We start from the raw sequence: 20,880 nt of genomic DNA, 5'->3' as shown, positions 1-20,880 counted from the left end.
ACTACACTTTCCCCTATGAGCGACGAAAAGACGGGTCGACTTGCCGGAAAGGTCGCCGTGGTCACCGGCGCCGGTTCAGGAATAGGGCGCGCGACAGCCCTCCTCTTCGCGCGAGAAGGCGCCCGTGTGGTGTGCGCGGACATCAGCGGGAAAGAGAAGGAAGTCGTCGCCGAGATCGGTGATACGGCGGTCGCTGTTCATGTCGACGTGTCACGGAACGACGACGTCGCGCGGATGATCGAGACTGCCGAGCGCGAATTCGGCGGGCTCGATGTTCTCTTCAACAACGCCGGCTTCGGCGGCCCGCGCCGACCGCTGGCCGACTTCGACGAGCAGATCTTCGACGACGTCGTCGCGGTCAACCTCAAGGGCGTCTTCCTCGGCATGCGGCACGGCATCGCGGCCATGCTGCGCTCCGGCGGCGGCTCGGTGATCAACACGGCGTCCGTCGCCGGCCTGGTCGGGCTGAAGCACCAGGCGGTCTACGCCGCTGCCAAAGGCGGGGTCGTGCAGCTCACCAGGACGGCCGCGCTCGACTACGCCACCCAGGGAGTGCGGGTGAACGCGATCTGCCCCGGCATGATCTGGACGGGCCTCGCCGGCGGCGAGCCTGGTTCGACCCCGCCGGCCGACCTGATCCCGCCGCAGCCGATGAAGCGGTGGGGCATGCCGGAGGAGCTGGCGGCCGCCGCGCTCTTCCTGGCCAGCGACGAGTCGTCCTTCGTGACCGGCACGTTGCTCCCGGTGGACGGCGGCTACACGGCCCGCTGAGTGATCCTGGGACAATCGGACCTCCCAGCGGACCTGCTCGCAGACCTCCCAGATCGCTGCGCGATCCGGCAGGGACCCCGGCCGGGCGTGCGAAGAAGATCATTTTCGCACGCCCTTTGGCCCTCCTACTTACCGGCCAGCCGGGCGACGACCGGCGCGAAGGCCTCCGCGTCGGCCTGCTGGACGCTCACGTAGTTGACCCCGAAGGTCTCCCGCCGCAGCTCCAGCAGGTCGACGATCTCGTCGACGGTGCCGGCCAGGACGTTCGGGTGGCTGCGCAGCTCGGACGGCGGCATGCCCATCGCCTCGGCGACCGGCACGAGCGCGCCCTCCGGGTCGTCGGTCACCCGGGTGAAGAACGGCGAACCCTCCACGTCGAGCGTGCCGAACCGCTCGCCGGCCGCGTCCCGGACGTACCCGAGCCGGCGTTCCGCCTCCTGGTGCGGGGTCAGTCCGTCGTCGTTCACGGGCGTGAACGGCACGTTCGCGATGCTCACGATGTCGGCCTGCCGGCCGGCGAGCGACAGCACCCGCTTCTTCCCGCCGCCGATCATGATCGGCGGGTGCGGCCGCTGCACGGGCAGGGGCAGCCCGGCGTAGCCACTCACCTCGACGAACTCGCCGTGCTGGTCCAGGTCCTCGCCCGAGCAGTGTGCCTTGACCAGCGCGATCACCTCCTCGAGCTTGCTGATCCGCCGCGGCCCCGGCGCGAACTCCAGCCCCATCGCCCGGTACTCGGGCGCGCTCCAGCCGGCGCCGATGCCGAACTCCAGCCGGCCGTCCGAAAGCAGGTCGAGGGTGGCCGCCTCCTTCGCCAGCACAGCCGGCACGTGGTAATCGACGCAGAAGACCCGGCAGCCGATCCGCAGCGTCTCGGTCACGGCCGCGGCGACGGCCATCGCGGTGATCGGCGCAAGGTGCTGCGGCGGCTGGCGGGCCTCCTTGCTCGCGGGCCCGCGACCCAGATAGTGGTCCGCCAGGAAGAGCGTCGAGAATCCCAGATCCTCGATCTGGCGGGCGAGCGTTCGCCATTCACCGCCGGAACGCGCCTTGGTCGCCTGCACCGCGAATCGGAATGCTCTTGAACTCGTCACGATTCTGAATCCTAGAGTACGGGACTGCCGCCGGTCCACGATTAGCACTCCAGCCGGACTTATGTGATCGTTTGGATCTGGAGGGCTGGGGTCGTGTGGCCGGGCCGTCCTGAGCGGCGTGGCGGTCCCGGACGTGAAGGGGACAGGGACAGCCAGCTCTGAAGGTTCCGGATATCACGACCCGACGGCGGCCTTCAGAGGTTTCACAAGCACTACGGTGACAAGATCGGGGCAACACGGATGGAAGTAGGCTGGCCGCCGATCGTGAGGGCCACGCGCGGCGAGATCCGGACCTCGAAGCGGCGAGATCCGGACCTCGAAGATGAGCGGCCCGGTGGGCCGGGCGTCGGCAGGGTCCATCGCCAAGCCCGGGCCGGTGCCGACCGAGCAGCCAAGCGCGGCGGCGACGTCCGCCTCGGCAGGTCTTCGGCATATCGCAACACCAGCACAGCCCGCTGGCGGGGGCAGCGCGCGCCGCGCGTGGATCAACGCGTCACGCTGGCCCAGCATCTCGGCGAGGTCGCCGCCGGACATGGACGTCGATCGTCCATTCGCCGCCGACGAGCGTGAGATCATTGCCGCGGCGGCGAGCGGGTGTCAGACCCATCCTGGGGCGAGCAGGCTGGCGAGGCCGCCCGGGACGAGGCCGCCCGGGACACCGAGCTGGCGTAGCGCCCCGTCGAAGCGTAAGCATCCTGGTCGCCTCGCAGGAGACGCTCGTGGCCCGGGACCCGGCGCCGCATCGGAAGATGCACGGTTTGCCCTGCGACGGCGCCGCTAGTCCGGCCGGAAATGAGGCGTGTTCGGGAGGCTGACGCCGCCTGTTCCGAAGCGTCCTCCGCGTCTCGCAAGGCGATGAAGCCGAAGCATTCCTGACACGCTGTGACCAGCGCCTGTGGTGTGCGGCCGGGGTATCCGCTCAGGAAGATCGAGCCTCGCCGAGCAGTGGGTGACGGGTGGGCTTGCCTGTGGTCCCAGGTGCCTGGGTGAGGGCCATCTCGGAGAAACGCGTTTCGCTTGAATTGATGGGATGTGTCACCGACGGTGACCATCGTGGCTTCTGTCGTGGTGGTCGACCAGGCACGAACCGGGCACGAACTGACCGACACCTGACGGCACGAGCCGGCACCGCCCGGCAGAGCGCCGGCCGCGCGGCCGTGGACCACGCCTGCGGGGCAGGCGGATTCGGCATGAGTCGGCCGTAGTCGGTAGGCTACGGAAGCCTGGGGCGGTAGCTCAGCCGGTCAGAGCAGGGGACTCATAATCCTCCGGTCGTGGGTTCGAGCCCCACCCGCCCCACGCTCACCTCTGATGTTCCCGCAGGTCAACGCATTCGATGTGGATCAATATCGTCACCTGGCGGTCGGACCAGGCGTCCAACTCGGCAGCCCGCGTCCAGCCTTGGCTCGAGGCTTGCGCGTCCCGTCATCAGGCAATATGCGGGTACTGCGTCCGACAGCGCTCGTACAGCGGGGGACTGTCAAGATCCCTCGACGCCCCGGACGCGCGCTGGCAGCGCCGCAACCCCGAGTACGACGACGAGCGTGTCGTTGCGAAGCATCGCCAACCGGTCAAATCTCCTCAAAGCTCAAATTCCCGGCAGGTGGTCGCAGCGGCGAACCATGGGGCGGAAAAATCGGCGGAATCGCACCGCTCTTCCTAGTATCGGGAGCTGAAGGTCGGGCTGTTTCCTCATCCCGGCGCCATGATTCCGACTGGGGTGAGGTCTCGATGGGCGACCGGATTCTCGCAAAGCAGTTCGTCGACGACGCTGGCTCTGCGTTCATCGAAGTGATCAGGCGGGCCGATCGGCCGGTGCGGCTACAGGAGATACGCGCGGTCCTGGTCGACGCCGGCGTACCTGTCGACGACGTGGACCGCCAGTGGAAGCGCCTGCGACCGCTGTTCCGCACGCATCCACATGTCTCCAAACCGCAGCCGGCGCTGTATGAGTGGTCTCCAGCTGCACACTCGGCCAAGGTCTCCCTCGACGCGCTAGTAGCCTACGCAGGCCGGCGCGGGCCAGCCTGGCTGATTGGGGCCTTCGCCGACAACGTCACCGACAATCTCGTCCGCTCTGCCATCGCCGGCCCACGCTCCCAGATCAGCTGGACCGAGCAGCGTGAACAGGAGAAGGCTGCCTTGGTGGCGGGCATCGTCGGCTACGCTGCGCAGCTCGCCTCTGCCGGAGCAGCGGCGCCGGATCTCGTGAGCTGGCTGCTCGATGAGGCCGGTCGCCGCCGACTCACACCAATCGGACGGGCAGGTGAGCGGACCCTGTTCGACGGTGACGTACATGAGGCCGTCGGCGCGTCCAACCTCGACGCGGGCGCGGACGTCCGGGTAGTGCGGCCCGGCTTCACCTGGTCCGGTGGCGGCCGTCCGGTCGTGGTGGCCAGGGCTGTCGTCAAACTGCCTTGACGGCGGAAAGAGCCACCGTGGCCACGACGAGACCACCGAGCCGGAGGCCGGTGCCGAGAATGGCACGCCTACCTGCGGTCGCAAAACCGCTGGTAGAGCCCGCAGTGCTGACGGTCCGGAAGCTATTCGACGGCAGGACCTACTATCTCGACTCCTTCCAACGTGATTACGCCTGGGAAATCGTACAGGTCGAGAAACTGGTCGACGATCTGGCGGCGAAGTTCACCGCACAGTGGTACGAGACACATCTGGAGGAGGATACCAAGCTTTACGATCCCTATTTTCTCGGCTCCATTATTATCTATCGCCAGAATGGGCGGATATATCTTGCTGACGGTCAGCAGCGGGTCATCACGCTACTGCTGATGCTGATCAGGCTGGGCACTCTGACTGAGTACCGGCACGACGCTGGACACCTACATGCGGCGGTTCGCTTGCTTATGCGCGGCGAGGACCATGGCGGCCAGCACTTCGCCGTCCGCGTCGACCGGTATGCAGAGTTCTTTGACCAGCTCGCCAACGACCGCCCTTTTACCAGCGACGGTGTGCCCGCCGATGTGCGGCGGCTGCACGAGGCCGCGGAGCATCTGCTTACTCGCTGGCCGGAGGACCTGAAGCAGGACGCGCTTCCGTACTTCGCCCGCTGGCTTCTCGACCGGGTCTCGCTCGTCGAGCTCGACGCCGGCGACGCCACCCGCGGCAAGGAGATGTTCTCCGCGATGAATGACCGCGGCAAACATCTCGCCCCGCTGGACCTGCTGAAGAACTACCTGCTCGCCGACGCGCCCGGCGATCCTTACCAGCTCGACCTGCGGTGGCAGCATATGGTTGACAAGCTGCACGGCCCGGACCGGGACGCCCCGCTGGAGTTCGTGCGCGCGGTGGTGCGCGCCAAGTACGTAACTCCCGCCGCCGATGCCAGCCAGCTGCTGGAGAGCGCTCCACACGAATGGCTCCACGAAAATGCCGAAACTATCGGTCAGAACCGGAAGAGGGACGGACGGGTCAGGCTTTTCACCGATGTCTTCGAGCCGCTTTCGCGGCCCTATGTGGCGATGCTGGAGGCGACGAGCCAGCTCCGTCCGGGCCAGGAAGCGATCTGGTATAATACCTATCACCGGATACCGCGCCAGTTCGACCTTGCGTTAGCCGCCGCCGAGCCGAACGAGCCGGAGCCATCCGTACTTCGTAAGGCCGAGCTGGTGGCCCGGTTCCTTGACTTATTCGTCGTCACCCGCGGGGTCCGGCAGCTGCCCTACGGCCCGAGCGAGCTCGACGAACTGGTGTCGGCGCTGCTCGGCCGAGTACGGATGACCCGCACCGCTGATGAGTTGGGCCATGTGCTCGGCGAGGCAGCAGCCGGCTGGTACGTCCATCTCGTCGAAATGCCCGAGCTACGTTACCTGCAGGGCGGGAACCGGTCTTTCGTGCTGTATCTCCTCGCCAGACTCACCGTGTGGCTGGCGGGAGGTACCGGCCATAGCGAGAACGTGGAGCACCTGCTGGCGGTGGCGCAAGGTCGACGGCCTTTCGAGGTTGAACACTTGTTCACGAAGAGCAGCGGCGCCGGCACCTACGCGGCGCAGGCAACGTCCGCCACGGACTTCGAGCGCATGCGGTCACGGCTTGGTGGCCTTGTCCTGCTCGACGGGTCGGACAACGCCAGCGTCGGTGGCCTGCCGCTGGAAAGAAAGCTCGCGTCGTACCTTCGGTCCAATGTTTTGGCTGGTTCGTTGCACCCGGACATCTACCGGAGCCGCGGACACAAACGCTTCAGCACCTTCATCGCAGAGCAGGGGCTGACCGAGCTGTTTCGGCCCTACGATGTCGGCGACCCCCCAGAGGCGGTCGTCAATGCCCGCGGCCGGTTGTATCGGGCGATGGCCGAACGGATCTGGTCGCCGGAGTCACTCGGTCTGCCCCTCTCGTCCAGCACCCGATCGCCCGTCACGGCGGTCGGCAATGATCGCGGTGATGGCGGGCGCGATGTTGACGACGATGCGCCCCGGCGGCGGCAGCGGTACAACGTGACGCTGAAGGAACTGATCGACGCTGGCCTCCTGCGCGCCGACGAACGGCTCGTTGGGCGTCGCGACGGTCAGATGTTCCCTGCGACGCTGACAGCCGACGGCCGGATTCGCACGGCTTCCGGCAAGATCCATCGCTCGCTGAGCGCCGCGGCCAAGGCCGCCACCGGAGCGCCCAACCCGGGCGACTGGCGGTTCTGGCGCGTGGAACGAACGGACGACACGCTGTTCGCGACGCGTGCCCGATACCTGTTGTCGTCCGGCGTAGGGCAGAACGGGTGAGAAGTGCCATCGACGGATCTCGATCAACCGGGCAACTGTCTGTGCGACCTCCTCGTGGTTGAGCCGTGCCGTCAGTTGCCCTCTGGAGGGCACGCTGCGGACGACAGCCACCCGATCTGTAGCAAGGCTGCCGTCTGGGTCGCGCCTATGGCCTGAGGTCACAGTCGTCGCGGTCGGGGCGTTGGAGGCGATCTCCACGGACGACCGAAGCGGGACACCTCGCAGCGGGTAGTGTAGGTACGTACCTACCGGGGAGGTGGTCGCGATGACCATGGTCTCGTCGCGAGAGTTCAACCGGGACGTGAGCGCGGTCAAACGAGCTGCCGCCAGCGGCCCTGTGATCATCACAGACCACGGACGACCCTCGCACGTGCTGCTGTCGTTCGCCGACTACCAGCGGCTCACGGGCAGTGCAGGCAGCCTGGGGGATGCGTTCGTCCTCGACGAGGAGATCGACTTCGAGCCGGTGCGTCCGCGGGACTCCCTGCGCGAGGTCGACCTATGACCTTCCTACTCGACACCAACGTCATCTCCGAGCTCCGCAAGCCCGCGAAACGCAGAGATGACCGATTCAACGCCTGGGCCGACACCCTGTCGCCATCAGACACCTACCTCTCCGTCATCACCCTGCTGGAGCTGCGCGCAGGCATCGAGAACAAACGACGGCACGACGCGCAACAGGCAGCCATCCTGGACTCATGGCTCGATCAGAACGTGCTCCCGGCATACTCGGGCCGCCTGCTCGACGTCGACCAAGCCGTCGCCGACTCGGCAGCACGACTCCACGTGCCCGACCGACGCCCAGCCCACGACGCGCTCATCGCCGCCACAGCCCAGGTCCACAGCCTCACGCTTGTCACCCGCAACGAGTCCGACTTCGCGCCCATGCGGGTCCCACTCGTCAACCCTTGGACCTCCCATCTGTAGGCAGGGACACCAAGCCGGGAGGTACAGAACCTCGGGCGCAGAACCAGGCGCGCTCACGTCCTCGGAACCGAGGTCGATCCCAAACAGGACCGTCTGATGACCCTTCGGCGGATCAGGTCTAACGCCCGGATGCGCGACGTGATGTCCGACACCTCTGGACGCCCACGCCGGGGCTGCGTACAGCGGAGTATTCGACGACGCACGGTGGCGTATGAGGTGTATCTATGCAGCTCAGCACACCGCTAAGCCGGATAGTCCTCATAATCCTCCGGTCGTGGGTTCGAGCCCCACCCGCCCAACGCTTGCACTGTGTAGTTCTTGCAGGTCAACAGGGCTGATGTTGATCAGCTCCGTTGGCCTTTGATCGTTTCTGGCAGCCACGCTGGCAGCCGCATGCCTTGACCAGGCTGCCGGGCCGCCTACGGCCGAGGGGCGAAGCCGGCGGTCGGATCAACCAGCAGAACAACCCGATCCGCTTCGACGTCGTATCCGAGTAGCCGGTCCTGGTAGTTACCTTCCGCCGTCATCACTACCGGCTTGCCCAGCAGGCGCCCGAGTACTCGCAGCAGCTCGCACAGATCGTCCAAGCGGTCCTGGCCCTGCAGCTCTCGAAGGTCGACATCGAAATCGACACGGTCCGCGCTCATCGGCCAGAAGTTCACCTGGACATCCGGGGTCGGCCACATCTTCAACAGAACGGACTCCCGCCCGTGCCGAGTGAAGATCTCCCCGGCGGAGGGCAGGGCGAGCGCCGCGGAGCCCTCCGTGTATTCGCAAACCCAGTTCCGAGCCCGGATCAGGTCGAAGATCGCCTGCCAGTCGTCCACGCCGGCCGGGTCGATGGCCACATCGGGCAAGGTCCCATTCAGTTCAGGATCAAAGAGGATGCGCACGTCGTCCCAGGCCAGATCGGACACGGACCCATTCTCGCGCGCCGTCGACATTGCCCTGGACGACCTTGGAGACGACGAGTGGAGGATCCGGACGGGCGTGGGCGCCGAGACGGCGCGGGCCGTCGCCGTGCGGCTGCGTGACGAGGCCGTCCCGGCGACCAACGCCTCCTGGTACCAACTGGACGTCACCGCGGCCGAGCTTGCCGCCGCGCGCTCGGCTTTGGCCGAGCTCGCCTACGGCACGACGCGGATCACGCCAGCCGGCACCAGCAGACTGGAAATCATTGACATGCTTGAGGAGCTCAACCGGCAACTCGGCCGGTAAGTCATCCCAAGACCGGACCCTCGGCGGGCCTGATGGCCCGTCGAATCCGGCGATGTCCTGCGTTCCCGGATCCGGGGCGAGACGATGGACGTCGAGTATCCGAGGGTTCACGAGCGTGGAGGGAAGGGGTCTGCGATGGACGTCATGGATTCCGCGGGAGGCGGTCGGCGCGCCGAGCGGATGGCGCAGGCCCGCCGGCTGGCCGTCCAGGCCCGACAGGACCGCACCGTGCCCTGGTACCTCGCGTTCGTCTGTACCGCGATCGGGGCCGGCGCGTCGTTCGACGCGTTCGGCGGCGCCATCGGTTTCCTATACGCCCTCGGGCTGTCCGTCGCGTTCGCCGCGCTGTCCTGGGGGACGCTGCGGCTGGTCCCGGCCGCGCTGGCGGACCTGAGCGAGGAAGGATACGGCGCGTCGAGGACGTGGCTGACGCTGCTGCGGGCTCCGGTCACCGCCCGGGGCTTCCTCGTTCTAGCCGCCACCGTCCCGGTCGCGGTGGCGCTGCTGAAGACGGTCGGGTTCTTCTTTCTCGGCGGGGTGGCGCTGGTGCTGGTCGCCACGGGTCTGGCCCTGCTCGTCGCGTGGGCGTTCAACCGCCCCTGACGACGGCGCGCCGCCTGACCGGGAGCCCTTGTCTCGCCGGAGATCGATCAGGAGCGACGTGGTGGCCGGGCGGGTCATGACAGGCCAGGCGAGGCGAGGCGGGAAGATCAGTGGATGACCATCACCGCGGCCGATCTTGTTCACCTTCAACGGTGTGTCGAACTGGCGCGCGAGGCGCTGGAGGATGGTGACGAGCCATTCGGCTCCGTGCTCGTGTCAGGCGATGACGCGGTCCTGTTCGAGGACCGGAACCGGGTCAAGGACGGGGACGCCACGCGCCACCCCGAGTTCGAGATCTCCCGGTGGTCCGCCGAGAACCTGACGCCGGACGAACGAGCGGCGGCGACCGTGTACACATCCGGCGAGCACTGCCCCATGTGCGCCGCGAGCCACGGCTGGGTTGGCCTGGGGCGCATCGTCTACGCGGCGTCCAGCGGCCAGCTGGTCTCGTGGCTCGAAGAATGGGGAGTTCCACCGGCGCCGGTCGCGGCGCTACCAATCTCGCGGGTCGTGCCAGGGGCCGTCGTGGAAGGCCCCGTGGAGAGTTTCACCGAGATCGTCCGGAGCCTGCACCGCGCCCGTTTCCCCCACCTCCGGTAGAACCCGGGCGGCATGATCGGAAGCTCACGAAGCCCCACCCGACATTGAGCATCAGGTCGCGTCGCCCGTGTTCGAGCGAGAGAGTCGCCCGTGTTCGAGCGAGAGAGGGGCACCCGCGCCGAGGCCGCCTTCCCGCGCTCCACCGGCACCTGTGCGGTGTCCCATACCGTCATCCACCATGCCGACGCACCCGAGTCAGGCGATCTTGTGAACCGCTGGTCACGGGCTTGACCTTGACACGGTGATAGGGCTTCCACTGGGAGTGGGAGGTGGTCCGATCAACACGACAGACGGAACCCCGCAGAACACCCGCGTGGCCAACGCCCTGGGCGCCAAGGACCCATCGGTCCGGCTTCAGGCGGCCCTGGCGGTCGGCTCGAACCCCGACCCCGGCCTCCTGGAGACGCTCGTCGAGCGGTGCGCGGTCGAGCCGGACTTCTTCGTGCGAGACATGCTTTCCTGGGCGCTGACCCGCCTCTCGCCGCAGATCACCCTGCCCCGGATCCGCCGGGAACTCGACTCCGCGCGCGTTCAGGCTCGCAGCCAGGCGTTGCACACGCTCAGCAAGATCGGCGACAGGGGCGCGTGGGCCTGGATCACACGCGACATGCTGCGTGACGCCGACGACGAGGTCGCGCGCACCGCGTGGCGCCTCGCGGTCGCCCTCGTGCCCGAGGACGAGAAGAAGGACCTGGCCGACGAACTGGTTGCGCAGCTGGGCCGCGGCGACCGCGCTGTGCGGCTGAGCCTGAGCCGCGCGCTCGTCGACCTCGGCGACGTGGTCGAGCCCGCCCTGGAGAAGGCCACGGCGGATCCCGACCCGGCCGTGGCCGCGCACGCCCGCGCCACCAGGTTGCTCCGCCAGGACCCGGAGGCCGGTTTCGACGCGGCCATCGACGAGGCGAAGCGGGTCATCGCGCTCGGCCCGGAACGAGCCGCCGCCGCTGCCGCTGCCGCGGCAGCGCCGGGAGTCGGTGAGACTTCGAAGGCCGCCGAGGCTTCGGAGGCCATCGAGACTTCGGAGGCCGCCGAGACCGCGGAGACCGCCGGCGTCGCGGAGATCGGCGAACCCGCGGAGACGGCCGAGTCGATGGAGGCCGCGGAGGCAGTGGATTGCTGATCGGCGACGTGGCCCGCCACTCGGGGGTGAGCACCCGGATGCTTCGGTACTACGACGCCCTCGGGCTGGTGCGACCGACCGGTCGCACCGTCGGCGGCTACCGCGAGTACTCCGCCGAGGACGTCCGGAGGATCTTCCATGTGGAGAGCCTGCGGTCTCTCGGGCTCTCGCTCAAGCAGGTCGGGCGGGCGCTGGAGGACCCGGCCTTCTCGCCGTCCGCCCTGGTCAGCGACCTCATCCGGTCGACCGAAGACCGTTTGGAGCGGGAACGGGAGCTGCTCGAGCGGCTCCGCGCGATCGACGCGTCGGCGCCCACCAACTGGCAGGGCGTACTGCGTATCGTCGAACTCATCCAGGGGCTCGACTCGACCAGCGCCACACGCAGGCAGCAGGCCGTCCTGGCCCGACCCGAGGGCGTGTCCGTTCCCGCCGAGCTGCTGGCCAGGGCGGTCCTGGCCGAGTCCGACCCCAACGTCGCGGGCGCTCTGCGCTGGGCGCTCGCCCGATCGGGCGCCGACGGCGTGGCGGCGCTGGCCGCCGGCGTGCACTCGCGGGATGTCGGCATCCGGCAGCGCGCGGTGTTGGCGATCGCCGAGATGTCCGGGTCCCCGGGTGCGACCGCCGTGCTCGCGGACGCGCTCGGGGACCCGGACACAACGGTGCGCCGGCACGCCGCGCTGGCGCTGGGAAGGCACGGCGTGACCGCCGCCGTGCCGACACTCGTCGCCATGGTGGTCGAGGGCGCAGGCGACGTCGAGGCGGCGGAGGTCCTGGGAACGCTGTCCCTGGACTCGGACTGCGCGGACCGGATCATCGGCGCGCTGGTCGACGAGCTCGCCGCGCCCGGCGCGGACTCCGCGGTGCGGATACGCCTGACCCAGGCGCTGGTCGAGCTGCCGGGGACCGCGGCGCGGGAGGTTCTGCGCCAACTGACTCACGACGGCGACCGCATGGTCGCCCTCGTCGCCTCGGTCTTCGTCGACGTTGTCGAAGAGCGGTCCTCCGAAGACCGAGGCGACAGGGATTCCTGAAAGCGCGCGACCGAGGCGCCTCGGCACCGTGGCCGGGCCAGCTCGGCGGGTGGCCGTTGCCTGGCGCGGTGAGGTTCGCCCTCATCGAGGTTTGCGTGGTCGAGCAGGGAAGCCTCACCCGGCGGGGCGGGGATTTCCCCCGACTCCACTCCGCTCCTCCCCGGACCCGCTTCCTTAGCGACGTGCGTTGTAGTTCTCGGCGAGGCGGCGTAGGCCGGTTCTGATGCGTGGCTCGCCGAGTTCGGGCAGCAGCGCGGCCACGTGCTCGGCGGCCAGCGCGGCGAGCAGGGTGTGCGCGGCGTGGTCCGGGTCGGGTGCGTCGCCCAGCTGGATGGCCACGTGCCGGTGCCAGAACCGGTAGGCCCCGATGCGGTAGCGGGCGCCGGGCGCCGCGGTTTCCGACATCCGTACCAGGTCCAGGTGCTCGAGCAGGTAGTCGAGGTAGGCGTCGACGAACGCGGTGAGCCGTTCGGCGGGCGGCGCGCCGGGGCCGAGCGGCGGTGGCCCGTGCAGGATCGCCTCCTGTAGCACCTGCTCCCGCGTGTCGAGCAGCGCGACCGCCAGGCCCGCCTTGTCGCCGAAGCGGCGGAAGAGGGTGCCCTTGCCCACTCCGGCGGCCGCGGCGATCTGGTCCATGGAGACCGCCGCCACCCCGTGCTCGGCGAACAGCCGGGCGGCCGCGTCCAGCACGGCCGTCCGGTTGCGCGCGGCGTCGGCTCGTTCCTTGGGCGGCGGGGTACGGAGCAGCTCCAACGGGGTTGCGTAAGCGGACTGTGGTCCGCTAAGGTTCTCCTGCACAACCGGACTATAGTCCGATTCCTTTGGAGGTAGTGGCATGACCGTGCTCATCACCCGTGAAGAGCTGAAGGCGGCGATCGACGCCGGGAACGTGACCGTCGTCGACGCGTTGGGCGGCGAGTACTATGCCAAGCGGCACCTGCCCGGGGCCCTGCCCCTGGTCCCGGCCGAGGTCGGCGCGAGGGCGTCCGCCGCGTTGCCGGACCGTGGCGCCGCCATCGTCACCTACTGCACCGGCCCCTCCTGCCCGAACAGCGGGCAGGTCGCCGACCGGCTCACCGCGCTCGGCTACTCCAACGTCCGCAAGTACCGCGAGGGCATCGAGGACTGGGTGGCGGCCGGCCTGCCCACCGAATCGGCCTAGCTCCTCGTTTCGTGACGGTCGGCGGCGAGGCCTCGGAGGTGGCGCGCGGCGCTACCTCCGAGGCTCCGGCGGAGGATCTGCCTGCCCCGGCGATGCCGGTGCGAGTGCTTGCTCGCTGCCGGGCCGCTGCCGTTGCGCGGCTAATCTCGACCGCTCGACCGCTCGACCGCTCGACCGCCGGTCAGGTCGTGGCGCGGAGCCCGTCCGTCAGTCCCGGCGTCGGCTTCGCGCTGATCCGGCGTCACCGGTCGCTGGTGGAGGTGGATGTCGTCGGGCTCGTCGGGACAGGCTGAGCGGACCCAGGGGTGCGGGGCCGGGGCAACGCCATGCGCGACCGGCGCCGCGGTGGCGTGACCGCGCCGCTGTGGTCGGCGTGCGCGGTGGCGAAACGCTCGATGACCGCCAGGCACACGTCGGTCGGCTGGAAGCCGCCACCGGACAGCGTGTGCAGCCAGGTGCCGAGCCCGAACACCGGCGTCTGGCGGTACAGGTCCCAGGCTTCGTCGAGCCCCGGGCCGGGTGCCCCCTGGCCGGCGAGTTCCTTCAGGTAGTCGCCCAGGAGATCACGCTCGTGGTCACGCCGGTCGGCGGTGCTCAGGCAGGAGACCAGGAAATACCCGACGTCGTGCGACCAGTTGCCGGCCCGGACCAGCTGCCAGTCGTAGAAGCCGGTGACGCCTCCGGGCAGGGCGTAGGTGTTGGCCAGGTGCGGGTCGCCGTGCAGCAACGTCCGCGGGTACGCCGCCGCCAGCGCCGCCCAGCCGCGGAATCCCCGCTCGACGACACCCGCGTCGACGCCGGCGGGGATCAGCCGGTCGTGCCCGCCGGACCGCAGCAGCCGCAGCGCCCGTGCCAGGCTCGCCCAGGAGACCGGCGCCCAGACCCGCCCGAGCCGCCAGGGACGCACGAAATCCAGCGGCCCCGGCAGCGAGTTCTCCCAGTAGGCCGCGTGCAGCCTGGCCAGGCCGAGCAGGCCGTCGCGCACCTGGTCGACCTCCAGGGGGACGGTGGCGACGTTCGCCCGCGCTCCGCGCAGCGTCACGTCCTCCATCACGGTCACCGTCGCCAGCCTGCGCCGGTCGACGGCGGCGGCGTAGAAGGCGGGATGCTCCAGCGGCAGGTCCGGCCCGGCACCGGCCAGGCGGGCCTCGGCCTCCCGGGCGCCCAGGGCGGTCAGCGCGAGCCGGTTGAGCATCCGGCCCTCGCGCTTGACGAACACCCGTTCCGGGCCGCCGCCTGACGCGTAGCGCAGCCGCACCCGGGCTCGACTGTTCGTCCCGTCGGCGAGGTCGTCGATCTCGACCGCCGCGACCGCGGCGCCGGGGCACGCGGCGGCGAGAGCCGCCGTCATCCACTGTGGGGTCACGTCCGACCAGGCCCGCGGCACGCTCAGCACCTGAGCATCATGCCGGAGCCTGGCAGGCACGGGAATTCGGAGCGGGGTAAGGATCCCGACAAGGGCGGGCCCCGCCTTCGCGAGCTGATCCGGTGGGGCCCTCCCACGGGCGTTCGGAAGATCGGGGGCGGCCAGGAGCTGACCAGCCGCCGACGCGGCCGGTCCAGGACGCCGCCGCCGAGATTGTCGAGGCCCGAGCCACCAGGAGATACTCCGAGGCGGCAGGGGCGGGTGTGAACCGCGGACGGGGGCCGGAATGTGTTTCTCCCCGGAGGCCGACGTCGTGGCCGCCGTCGTGATTGGTGGTATCGGCGTCGACGCCGCCCGTCATGTCCAGAACGGCGCGCAGTGGCCGCTGGCGGCGCTGCCGCTCCTGCTCGCCGGGCACACGCTGGTCGAGGCGTTCGTCTGGTGGGGGCTGCGCGGCGACGTCGGTGACGTGGTCCAGACGGTCGCGACCGCGCTCTACCTGGGCGTCGCCTTCGTCGTCCTGCCGGTGTACGTGCCTGTCATGGTGTTGGTTCTGGAAGACGCGCCAATGCTTCGGGCGGTTGAGATCGTTACGCTTGTCGCCGGCGTGCTCTGCGCCATATGGCTGGCGGCGGCCCTTGTCACGGAGCCCTTCACGGCGCGCCCAGAGGGCCATCACATCGTTTATCACGTGCATCTGCCGGCCGGAGCGGTGGTCATCGCTCTGTATCTCGTCAGTACGTGCGGTGCGCTGATTGTCTCCGGACAGCGGTTCCTGCGCTGGTTCGGCGTGATCAACCTGGCCGCGGTCGCGCTGCTGGCCTGGATCGCGACTGACGCTGTCACCTCGCTGTGGTGCGCCTGGGCCGCCGTGACAAGCGCTGCTGTGGCCGGGTATCTCCGGTCGGCCGGCCCGGCCACCAGCCGCGGTGCCCCCGCGTCAGCCAGCTGAATGCCGACCGTGCCCTGGGAGTTCACGAGTCACGACGGGCGCAGGTGTTCGATCGTGACGTGGTGCCGCTCGATCAGCCGCTGGGCGATCAACGAACGGTGGCAGGCCTCGGGGTCGCGCTCGACACAGAGCAGAGCCGCGGTCCCGCTGCTCGGCAGCTCCGACACGATCGGCGTGAGGTCGGCGCGGTCGAGGATCTCGTTGGTGTAGCGGCGGGTGTACTCCGCGGCGAGTACGCGGCGCGAGCGCTTGCCGACCCCTTGACGGTCATCCTCGGCGTACTGGAGCTGGCGTAACTCGGTGGTTGGGGCGAGCTCGGGGTGATGCTCGTAGGCGATCCGAGCCTGGGCGAGGGCCGCCTGCAGCCGGCGTGAGTTCGCCCAGGCGTACTCGGGCCCGCGGACACCGCGGCGCTGGCGTACGTCGAGCAGCAGGCGAACGTCCGCGTGCCGCAGCCGTTGCAGGAAAGAATCGCCGCCGAAGCCGTAGACGCCGATCGTCACTATCCTGAGCACCGGAAATCACCCACCTGCCCATCACCGCGGCCCGCCAGGGTTCGTCCTGTCCCGGCGCCGGAGACAATCGCCGTTCTTTGCTTTCTGGAGGTCGCGACCTGGCCTTGTCCGCCACCTTTCCGGGGCGCTGTCGGCGATCCTGCGCGGCGGGTCGGCGTTGGCGGTCACGGCACTACTCGTGCCGGTCCAACCGGCGGCCTGCCTGCGGTGGCGAGGTCGCGTCACGCGACGGCGGTCCCTTCAAGCTCGACCATCAGGTCGGGGATTGCCAGCCGTGCGACGCCGAGCATCGTGGTGGGCGGTGCCATCTCGGCGGCGCCCAACCGCGAGGCCAGCACTGCGTAGTGCTCGAAGAGTCGATCCACGTCGGTGGTGTAGACGTTGAGCCGGACGAGGTTCGCGAGGGACATGCCGGCCTCGCCGAGCACGGCCTCCAGGTTGTTGAGGCTCAGCGCCAACTGCGCCGCCATGTCACCGGCGTGCTGGGGTTTGCCGTCACCGCTCATCGCGGTCTGCCCGGCGCAGTACAGGGTCCGGGTGTGCCCGGAGACGATCTCACCCTGGTTGTACCCCATCTCCACCGACCACGCCCACGGATTGACCGCCGTTCGCTCCATTGCCATCTTGACTCCCTTCGACTCGTTGACAGGACGAACGCCCATCGACTCGGTAGCCACCGTCTTTTTCGTCCTGTCGAGAAGCCTCCCAGCAATACATGACATCCTGTGTCGTGTATTCCGGTAGAGTTTTCGTGTGCGCGCCGACCGGTTGGTCTCGCTGGTGCTGCTGCTGCGGCAGCATGGTCGGCTGTCCGCGGCCGCGCTGGCCCGCGAGCTGGAGGTATCCACCCGCACCGTGCTGCGCGACATCGAGGCGCTGTCCGCGGCCGGCGTCCCGGTCTACGCCGAACGCGGCCGGCACGGCGGGTTCGCGTTGTTGCCCGGTTTCCGCACCGAGCTCACCGGACTGAACCACGACGAGGCCCTTGCCCTGCTGGTCGCCGGATCACGGCGCGGCGCGCAGGCGTTCGGCCTCGGGTCGGCGCTCGCTTCGGCGATGCTCAAGGTGGTTGACGCGCTGCCCGAAAGCTATCGGGACACCGCGGCCGGCGCGGCCCAGCGACTGCTCATCGACCCGGAGACCGACCTCCTCTCACGCCGGCTGGTCGCTGAGGAGGTGCCCGACACCGTAGCGGCCGAGGTCCGGCGCGCGGTGTTCGCCGGCCACAAGCTGCGCATCCACTACGCGGCCGCGGGCCAGACCCCGACATGGCGCACGGTGGACCCGATAGGCCTGGTCACCGTGCGCGACCAGGGCTACTTGCTGGCCACGAGATCTGGCGCGGACCGCACCTACCGGCTGTCCCGCGTCCTGGCTGCCGAGGAACTCGCCGAACCCGCGCAGCGGCCAGACCGGGTCGATCTGGACCGCGCCTGGCAGGAACGCGGCACGCGGTTCCGGACCGGCGGCGACCAGGTCACCGTGCTGGTACGGGTGGACCCGGCGCGGCGGGAAGACCTGGTGGGCACCGCGCTGGCCGTCCGCGCCGAAGAAGTCGACGCGGACGGCTGGCTGCGGCTGGAGGTGACCTTCCAGGATCCGAGACACGCCGAATGGGCGCTGTGGCAGCTCGCCACGAACGCGGAGGCCCTGGCCCCGCGGTGGTTGCGTACCTCCCTGCACGACCGCGCCGCCGCGATCGCCACCCGCTACGGCATGCCGTCCTCGCGCCTGCGCTGAGCGGCGTCACGGTCCGCGGCGCCGTTCTCCGCGACGAGTGGCACTCCCGGGCATCAGCGCATAGTGGTTCTCTTTCTTTGCGGCGAGTTTCGGGGCGTTGCCGGTGAGCCTGGCGACCTCGCCGAGACCGTCACGTCAATGGGTCCTGTTCCTGACACCATCGGCAGTCCGCGAGTCTTGTGACTGTACGTGTCCATCAGATCTAAGCTGCGTGACCATGACGGGGGTCTGGCGCCGCGTGCGTCTTGTGGCGCTGTGCGGACTCGGCTTGGGCTCCGCGGGGCTCGCGGCGGTGATGGTGCACGCCGGTTCGAAGAACGCGGTCGACATCGCGGCGATCGCGGGCCTGTTCGTGACGATCGCCGGGTTGGCGTTGGCGGTGGCGGACTACCTGCGGTCCGGGGAGCGGCCGCGGCGCGACCTCGCCGAACTCGCCGACGACCTGACGGGGACGCTTCGCGGGCAGTGGGTGGAGGAGGCGGCGGCCCGCCGGCTGCGGGACCCGGGCGTTCTCCCACTGAGCTGGTCGGCGACCCGCCGTGAGGTCGCCGACCCGCGGGCGACGGCGACGCGGGACGCGGCCGGGCGGGTGACCCGGCTACGCCTGGACGGCAGGCTGGAGGGCAGGTTCGAGGAGGTGACCCGTCGGCTCGCTGACGGCTACCAGCTGGTGCCAAGCGGGCGGATGGTGGTGCTCGGCGAGCCGGGAGCGGGCAAGACGGTGCTGGCGATCCTGCTGACCCTCGGGCTGTTGGACCGGCGGGAGGCCGGCGGGCCGGTTCCGGTGCTGGTGTCGGCGTCCTCCTGGGATCCGGTGACCGAGGCGTTGGACCGGTGGCTGGTGCGCGACCTGGCCGTCACCTACTACTCGGGCAGGCCGGAGGTCCCGCGCCTCCTGTGGGACGCGGGCCTGTTGCTGCCGGTGCTCGACGGGCTCGACGAGATCCCCGAGTCCGCGCGGCGTAGCGCGGTCCGCGCGGTCAACCAGACGGTGGGCCGGGAGCGGCCGGTCGTGGTGACCTGCCGGGCCGCCGAGTACGAGGACGTCATCGAGGGCGGCGCCCCGGTGCTGCGCGGCGCCCCGGTGGTCGAGGTCGCGCCCCTGCCCGCCGAGGATGTGATCGCCTACCTGACGGCGGTGGACTGGCCGGAAGGGACCAGCTGGGAACGCGTCTTCGCGCGGCTACGGGACTCGGACCGCGCGGAAAGCCCGGTCCGAGCCGCGCTGTCCACACCGCTGATGGTGTCGATAGCCCGCCTGGTGTACCAGAGGTGCGGTGGCGACCCCGGCGAGCTGCTCGACCCCCAGAGGTATGACTGCCGGCACGCGGTCGAGGACCGGCTCACCGACCTGGTGATCGACGCAGCCTACGCCCCTGACCGGCTGCCCTCCGGACAGCCCGTGGCCGCGAACGGCCGGTGGGACGCCGAGCGTGCCCGCCGCTGGCTGATGTTCCTCGCCCGCTACGTTCACCAGCACCGCGACCGTGATCTGGCCTGGTGGCAGATGCCGTCCCGTCTGCTGTCGGCGTGGGCGATTCCCGCCCTGGGGATCGTCACCGGAGTGGCGGTGATGACCCTGGTCGCCACCGTCGCCGCCCGCGCCGACGGGCCCACCGACGTCGGCGGGCCGCTGGCCATCGGCGCAATCGCGGGCGCGGGGTTCGCGGTGCTGTCCCTGATCGTCTGGTACGCCTCCCCGGCCAGAGCGCCCGGACGGCTGTCGTTCGCGGTCGACGGCTCGCTGGGCCGGTTGCGCCGCGGCTTCGCGACCGGATTCGCGCTGACGGGGATCCTGACCGGGCTGCCACTGACCGCGATCGTCGTGATCGTCACCGCCGCCGGCGGATGGACCACCCGTAACTTCCTGCTGTTCTTCGAGGCGTGCGGCGTCGCCGTCGCGCTGGCCATCCTCGCCGGCCTGGCGATCGCCGCCCACAACTGGCTCGACGCCCCACCCGAACGGCCAGGCCACGCCAGCCCCGCCAGCCTGCTGCGCCAGGACCGCCGCTCCGCCCTGGCCGGCGCGCTGGCCGCCGGCCTGACGGTCGCCATCGCCCTTCCCGCCCTTGCCACCGGCGAGTTCGCTGGCGGCCTGCTGGGCCGGGTCGTCACCGGCTGGCCTGGCCGGCCCGGAGAACCCGACCTGGGCGGTGTCGCCTCCCTCGTCCTTGACCGGACCCGTGCCTGGGACGACCAGATCGGCGTCGTCGCGTTCCTCGGCCTGGCCTGCCTGCTTCCGGGCGCCGCGTTCGCCGTGCTGGTCCTGCTCACCCGCGCCTGGCCCCGCTTCCTCATCGCGCGGTTGCTTCTCGCGGCCGGTGGTCATCTTCCCTGGCGGCTGCTGGACTTCCTCACCGACGCCCGCGACCGAGGACTGCTCCGCCAGGCCGGCGGCACCTACCAGTTCCGCCACGTCCGTCTCCAGGAGCGACTCGCCAACCAGGCGCTCACCGGCCACACCCGGACGAGGCCACCAGCCTCACCCGTCCCCCGCGCCGTCCCCCGCCGACTGGTGGCCACCGCCGCGGCCTCCGCCATCGCGATCACGCTCGCGTTCACCCGCCCCATCGATGCCTCCGCCAGGGCCCTCGACCTCGGCGGCCCTGTCGTGGGTGTCGAGCTCAGCCCGAACGACGAGGTGCTGGCCGTCGTGCTGGCCGACGGCGGGGGGCTGGTGTGGGACCTGAGTGGCTCCGGCCCGCCGAGGCTCCTTCTCAGGCTCGACGACGGCGTGTGGGACTGGAGGTTCTCCGCCGACGGCGAGGTCCTGGTCGTCAGGCTGGCCGACGAGGAGGGGAATCTGGTCGACGGTGAGACGCTGGTGTGGGACCTGAGCGGCTCCGGCCCTCCCAGGCTCCTTCACGGGCTCGACGACACCGCGTCGGGGGACCCGGTGCTCTCCGTCGACGGCGAGGTCCTGGCCGTCAGGCTGGACGGCGGTGAGGCCCTGGTGTGGGACCCGCGCGGTTTCGACGGCCCGGTCTTCCTCGGGCCGCTTCCCGAACTCGACGGCGCCGTGCGGGATCTGGTGTTCTCCGCGGGCGGCGA

General features: G+C 69.9%; 21 protein-coding genes and 1 tRNA gene. 15 read left to right on the top strand and 7 right to left on the bottom strand.

Annotated features, from left to right (window positions below; translation table 11 throughout):
* Positions 1 to 15: 15 nt before the first annotated feature.
* A complete protein-coding gene (locus I6A81_RS09825) occupies positions 16 to 771 on the top strand; it encodes an SDR family NAD(P)-dependent oxidoreductase (protein WP_202999329.1) in 756 nt (251 codons plus the stop codon).
* A gap of 125 nt (positions 772 to 896) precedes the next feature.
* On the opposite strand, the gene I6A81_RS09820 is transcribed toward I6A81_RS09825, so the two are convergent.
* Together I6A81_RS09820 and I6A81_RS45475 are read right to left on the bottom strand one after the other, a co-directional pair.
* Positions 897 to 1,865, bottom strand: a complete 969-nt coding sequence (locus I6A81_RS09820; protein WP_202999327.1) for a TIGR03621 family F420-dependent LLM class oxidoreductase — start codon at positions 1,863 to 1,865, stop codon at positions 897 to 899.
* A gap of 174 nt (positions 1,866 to 2,039) precedes the next feature.
* Entirely contained in the window at positions 2,040 to 2,399 is a 360-nt protein-coding gene (locus I6A81_RS45475; RefSeq protein WP_202999325.1) for a hypothetical protein, read from the bottom strand.
* 691 nt (positions 2,400 to 3,090) lie between these two features.
* On the opposite strand from I6A81_RS45475, the gene I6A81_RS09810 reads away from it, so the two are divergent.
* The 5 genes from I6A81_RS09810 to I6A81_RS09790 all read left to right on the top strand — a co-directional run bounded on the left by I6A81_RS09810 (position 3,091) and on the right by I6A81_RS09790 (position 7,522).
* Positions 3,091 to 3,164 (top strand) — tRNA-Ile (locus tag I6A81_RS09810).
* A 432-nt stretch (positions 3,165 to 3,596) separates the two neighbouring features.
* Entirely contained in the window at positions 3,597 to 4,286 is a 690-nt protein-coding gene (locus I6A81_RS09805; RefSeq protein WP_202999323.1) for a hypothetical protein, read from the top strand.
* 104 nt (positions 4,287 to 4,390) lie between these two features.
* On the top strand, positions 4,391 to 6,595 hold the full coding sequence (locus tag I6A81_RS09800; protein ID WP_202999322.1) for a GmrSD restriction endonuclease domain-containing protein: 2,205 nt from the start codon (positions 4,391 to 4,393) through the stop codon (positions 6,593 to 6,595).
* A 265-nt stretch (positions 6,596 to 6,860) separates the two neighbouring features.
* On the top strand, positions 6,861 to 7,100 hold the full coding sequence (locus I6A81_RS09795; RefSeq protein WP_238428134.1) for a type II toxin-antitoxin system Phd/YefM family antitoxin: 240 nt from the start codon (positions 6,861 to 6,863) through the stop codon (positions 7,098 to 7,100).
* The gene (locus tag I6A81_RS09790; RefSeq protein WP_202999321.1) at positions 7,097 to 7,522 is read left to right on the top strand and encodes a type II toxin-antitoxin system VapC family toxin; all 426 of its coding nucleotides are present in this window, start codon (positions 7,097 to 7,099) and stop codon (positions 7,520 to 7,522) included. Before I6A81_RS09795 ends, I6A81_RS09790 begins: the two co-directional genes overlap by 4 nt.
* 419 nt (positions 7,523 to 7,941) lie before the next feature.
* On the opposite strand, the gene I6A81_RS09785 is transcribed toward I6A81_RS09790, so the two are convergent.
* Positions 7,942 to 8,439 (bottom strand): hypothetical protein, encoded by a 498-nt coding sequence (locus tag I6A81_RS09785; RefSeq protein WP_202999320.1) that lies wholly within the window; start codon positions 8,437 to 8,439, stop codon positions 7,942 to 7,944.
* A gap of 73 nt (positions 8,440 to 8,512) precedes the next feature.
* Here I6A81_RS09785 and I6A81_RS09780 point away from each other — a divergent pair, with 73 nt between their 5' ends.
* The 5 genes from I6A81_RS09780 to I6A81_RS09760 all read left to right on the top strand — a co-directional run bounded on the left by I6A81_RS09780 (position 8,513) and on the right by I6A81_RS09760 (position 12,094).
* A complete protein-coding gene (locus I6A81_RS09780; RefSeq protein WP_202999319.1) occupies positions 8,513 to 8,740 on the top strand; it encodes a hypothetical protein in 228 nt (75 codons plus the stop codon).
* A gap of 144 nt (positions 8,741 to 8,884) precedes the next feature.
* Entirely contained in the window at positions 8,885 to 9,343 is a 459-nt protein-coding gene (locus I6A81_RS09775) for a hypothetical protein (protein ID WP_238428133.1), read from the top strand.
* A gap of 114 nt (positions 9,344 to 9,457) precedes the next feature.
* Positions 9,458 to 9,943 carry a nucleoside deaminase gene (locus I6A81_RS09770; protein ID WP_202999317.1) on the top strand — a complete coding sequence of 162 codons (486 nt, stop codon included), beginning with the start codon at positions 9,458 to 9,460 and terminating at the stop codon, positions 9,941 to 9,943.
* 262 nt (positions 9,944 to 10,205) lie between these two features.
* Positions 10,206 to 11,063: a HEAT repeat domain-containing protein gene (locus tag I6A81_RS09765; protein ID WP_407661280.1), complete on the top strand. Its 858-nt coding sequence runs from the start codon at positions 10,206 to 10,208 to the stop codon at positions 11,061 to 11,063.
* Positions 11,057 to 12,094 carry a MerR family transcriptional regulator gene (locus I6A81_RS09760; RefSeq protein ID WP_202999316.1) on the top strand — a complete coding sequence of 346 codons (1,038 nt, stop codon included), beginning with the start codon at positions 11,057 to 11,059 and terminating at the stop codon, positions 12,092 to 12,094. The genes I6A81_RS09765 and I6A81_RS09760 overlap by 7 nt, the downstream gene beginning before the upstream one ends.
* A gap of 174 nt (positions 12,095 to 12,268) precedes the next feature.
* On the opposite strand, the gene I6A81_RS09755 is transcribed toward I6A81_RS09760, so the two are convergent.
* A complete protein-coding gene (locus I6A81_RS09755; RefSeq protein WP_238428146.1) occupies positions 12,269 to 12,847 on the bottom strand; it encodes a TetR/AcrR family transcriptional regulator in 579 nt (192 codons plus the stop codon).
* A gap of 82 nt (positions 12,848 to 12,929) precedes the next feature.
* Between I6A81_RS09755 and I6A81_RS09750 the strand changes: the two genes are divergently transcribed.
* Positions 12,930 to 13,256: a rhodanese-like domain-containing protein gene (locus I6A81_RS09750; protein WP_202999313.1), complete on the top strand. Its 327-nt coding sequence runs from the start codon at positions 12,930 to 12,932 to the stop codon at positions 13,254 to 13,256.
* Positions 13,257 to 13,497: 241 nt separating this feature from the next.
* Here I6A81_RS09750 and I6A81_RS09745 read toward each other — a convergent pair whose 3' ends face one another.
* Positions 13,498 to 14,652 (bottom strand): phosphotransferase, encoded by a 1,155-nt coding sequence (locus tag I6A81_RS09745; RefSeq protein ID WP_307874561.1) that lies wholly within the window; start codon positions 14,650 to 14,652, stop codon positions 13,498 to 13,500.
* Between the two features lie 256 nt (positions 14,653 to 14,908).
* Between I6A81_RS09745 and I6A81_RS09740 the strand changes: the two genes are divergently transcribed.
* Positions 14,909 to 15,574 (top strand): DUF6629 family protein, encoded by a 666-nt coding sequence (locus I6A81_RS09740; protein ID WP_238428132.1) that lies wholly within the window; start codon positions 14,909 to 14,911, stop codon positions 15,572 to 15,574.
* A gap of 29 nt (positions 15,575 to 15,603) precedes the next feature.
* On the opposite strand, the gene I6A81_RS09735 is transcribed toward I6A81_RS09740, so the two are convergent.
* Together I6A81_RS09735 and I6A81_RS09730 are read right to left on the bottom strand one after the other, a co-directional pair.
* Positions 15,604 to 16,089: a DUF488 domain-containing protein gene (locus I6A81_RS09735; protein ID WP_202999311.1), complete on the bottom strand. Its 486-nt coding sequence runs from the start codon at positions 16,087 to 16,089 to the stop codon at positions 15,604 to 15,606.
* A gap of 221 nt (positions 16,090 to 16,310) precedes the next feature.
* Positions 16,311 to 16,706, bottom strand: a complete 396-nt coding sequence (locus I6A81_RS09730; protein WP_202999386.1) for a RidA family protein — start codon at positions 16,704 to 16,706, stop codon at positions 16,311 to 16,313.
* 136 nt (positions 16,707 to 16,842) lie between these two features.
* Here I6A81_RS09730 and I6A81_RS09725 point away from each other — a divergent pair, with 136 nt between their 5' ends.
* A complete protein-coding gene (locus I6A81_RS09725; protein ID WP_202999310.1) occupies positions 16,843 to 17,829 on the top strand; it encodes a helix-turn-helix transcriptional regulator in 987 nt (328 codons plus the stop codon).
* Positions 17,830 to 18,046: 217 nt separating this feature from the next.
* Positions 18,047 to 20,880 (top strand): NACHT domain-containing protein (locus I6A81_RS09720; protein ID WP_203010158.1); only part of this gene is annotated, 2,834 nt, incomplete at its 3' end.

The organism is Frankia nepalensis, assembly GCF_016786325.1.
In the GTDB taxonomy this organism is placed as follows: domain Bacteria; phylum Actinomycetota; class Actinomycetes; order Frankiales; family Frankiaceae; genus Pseudofrankia; species Pseudofrankia nepalensis.
Note: the sequence above shows the minus strand (reverse complement) of the source record. Positions and strands in the feature narration are given on the sequence as shown.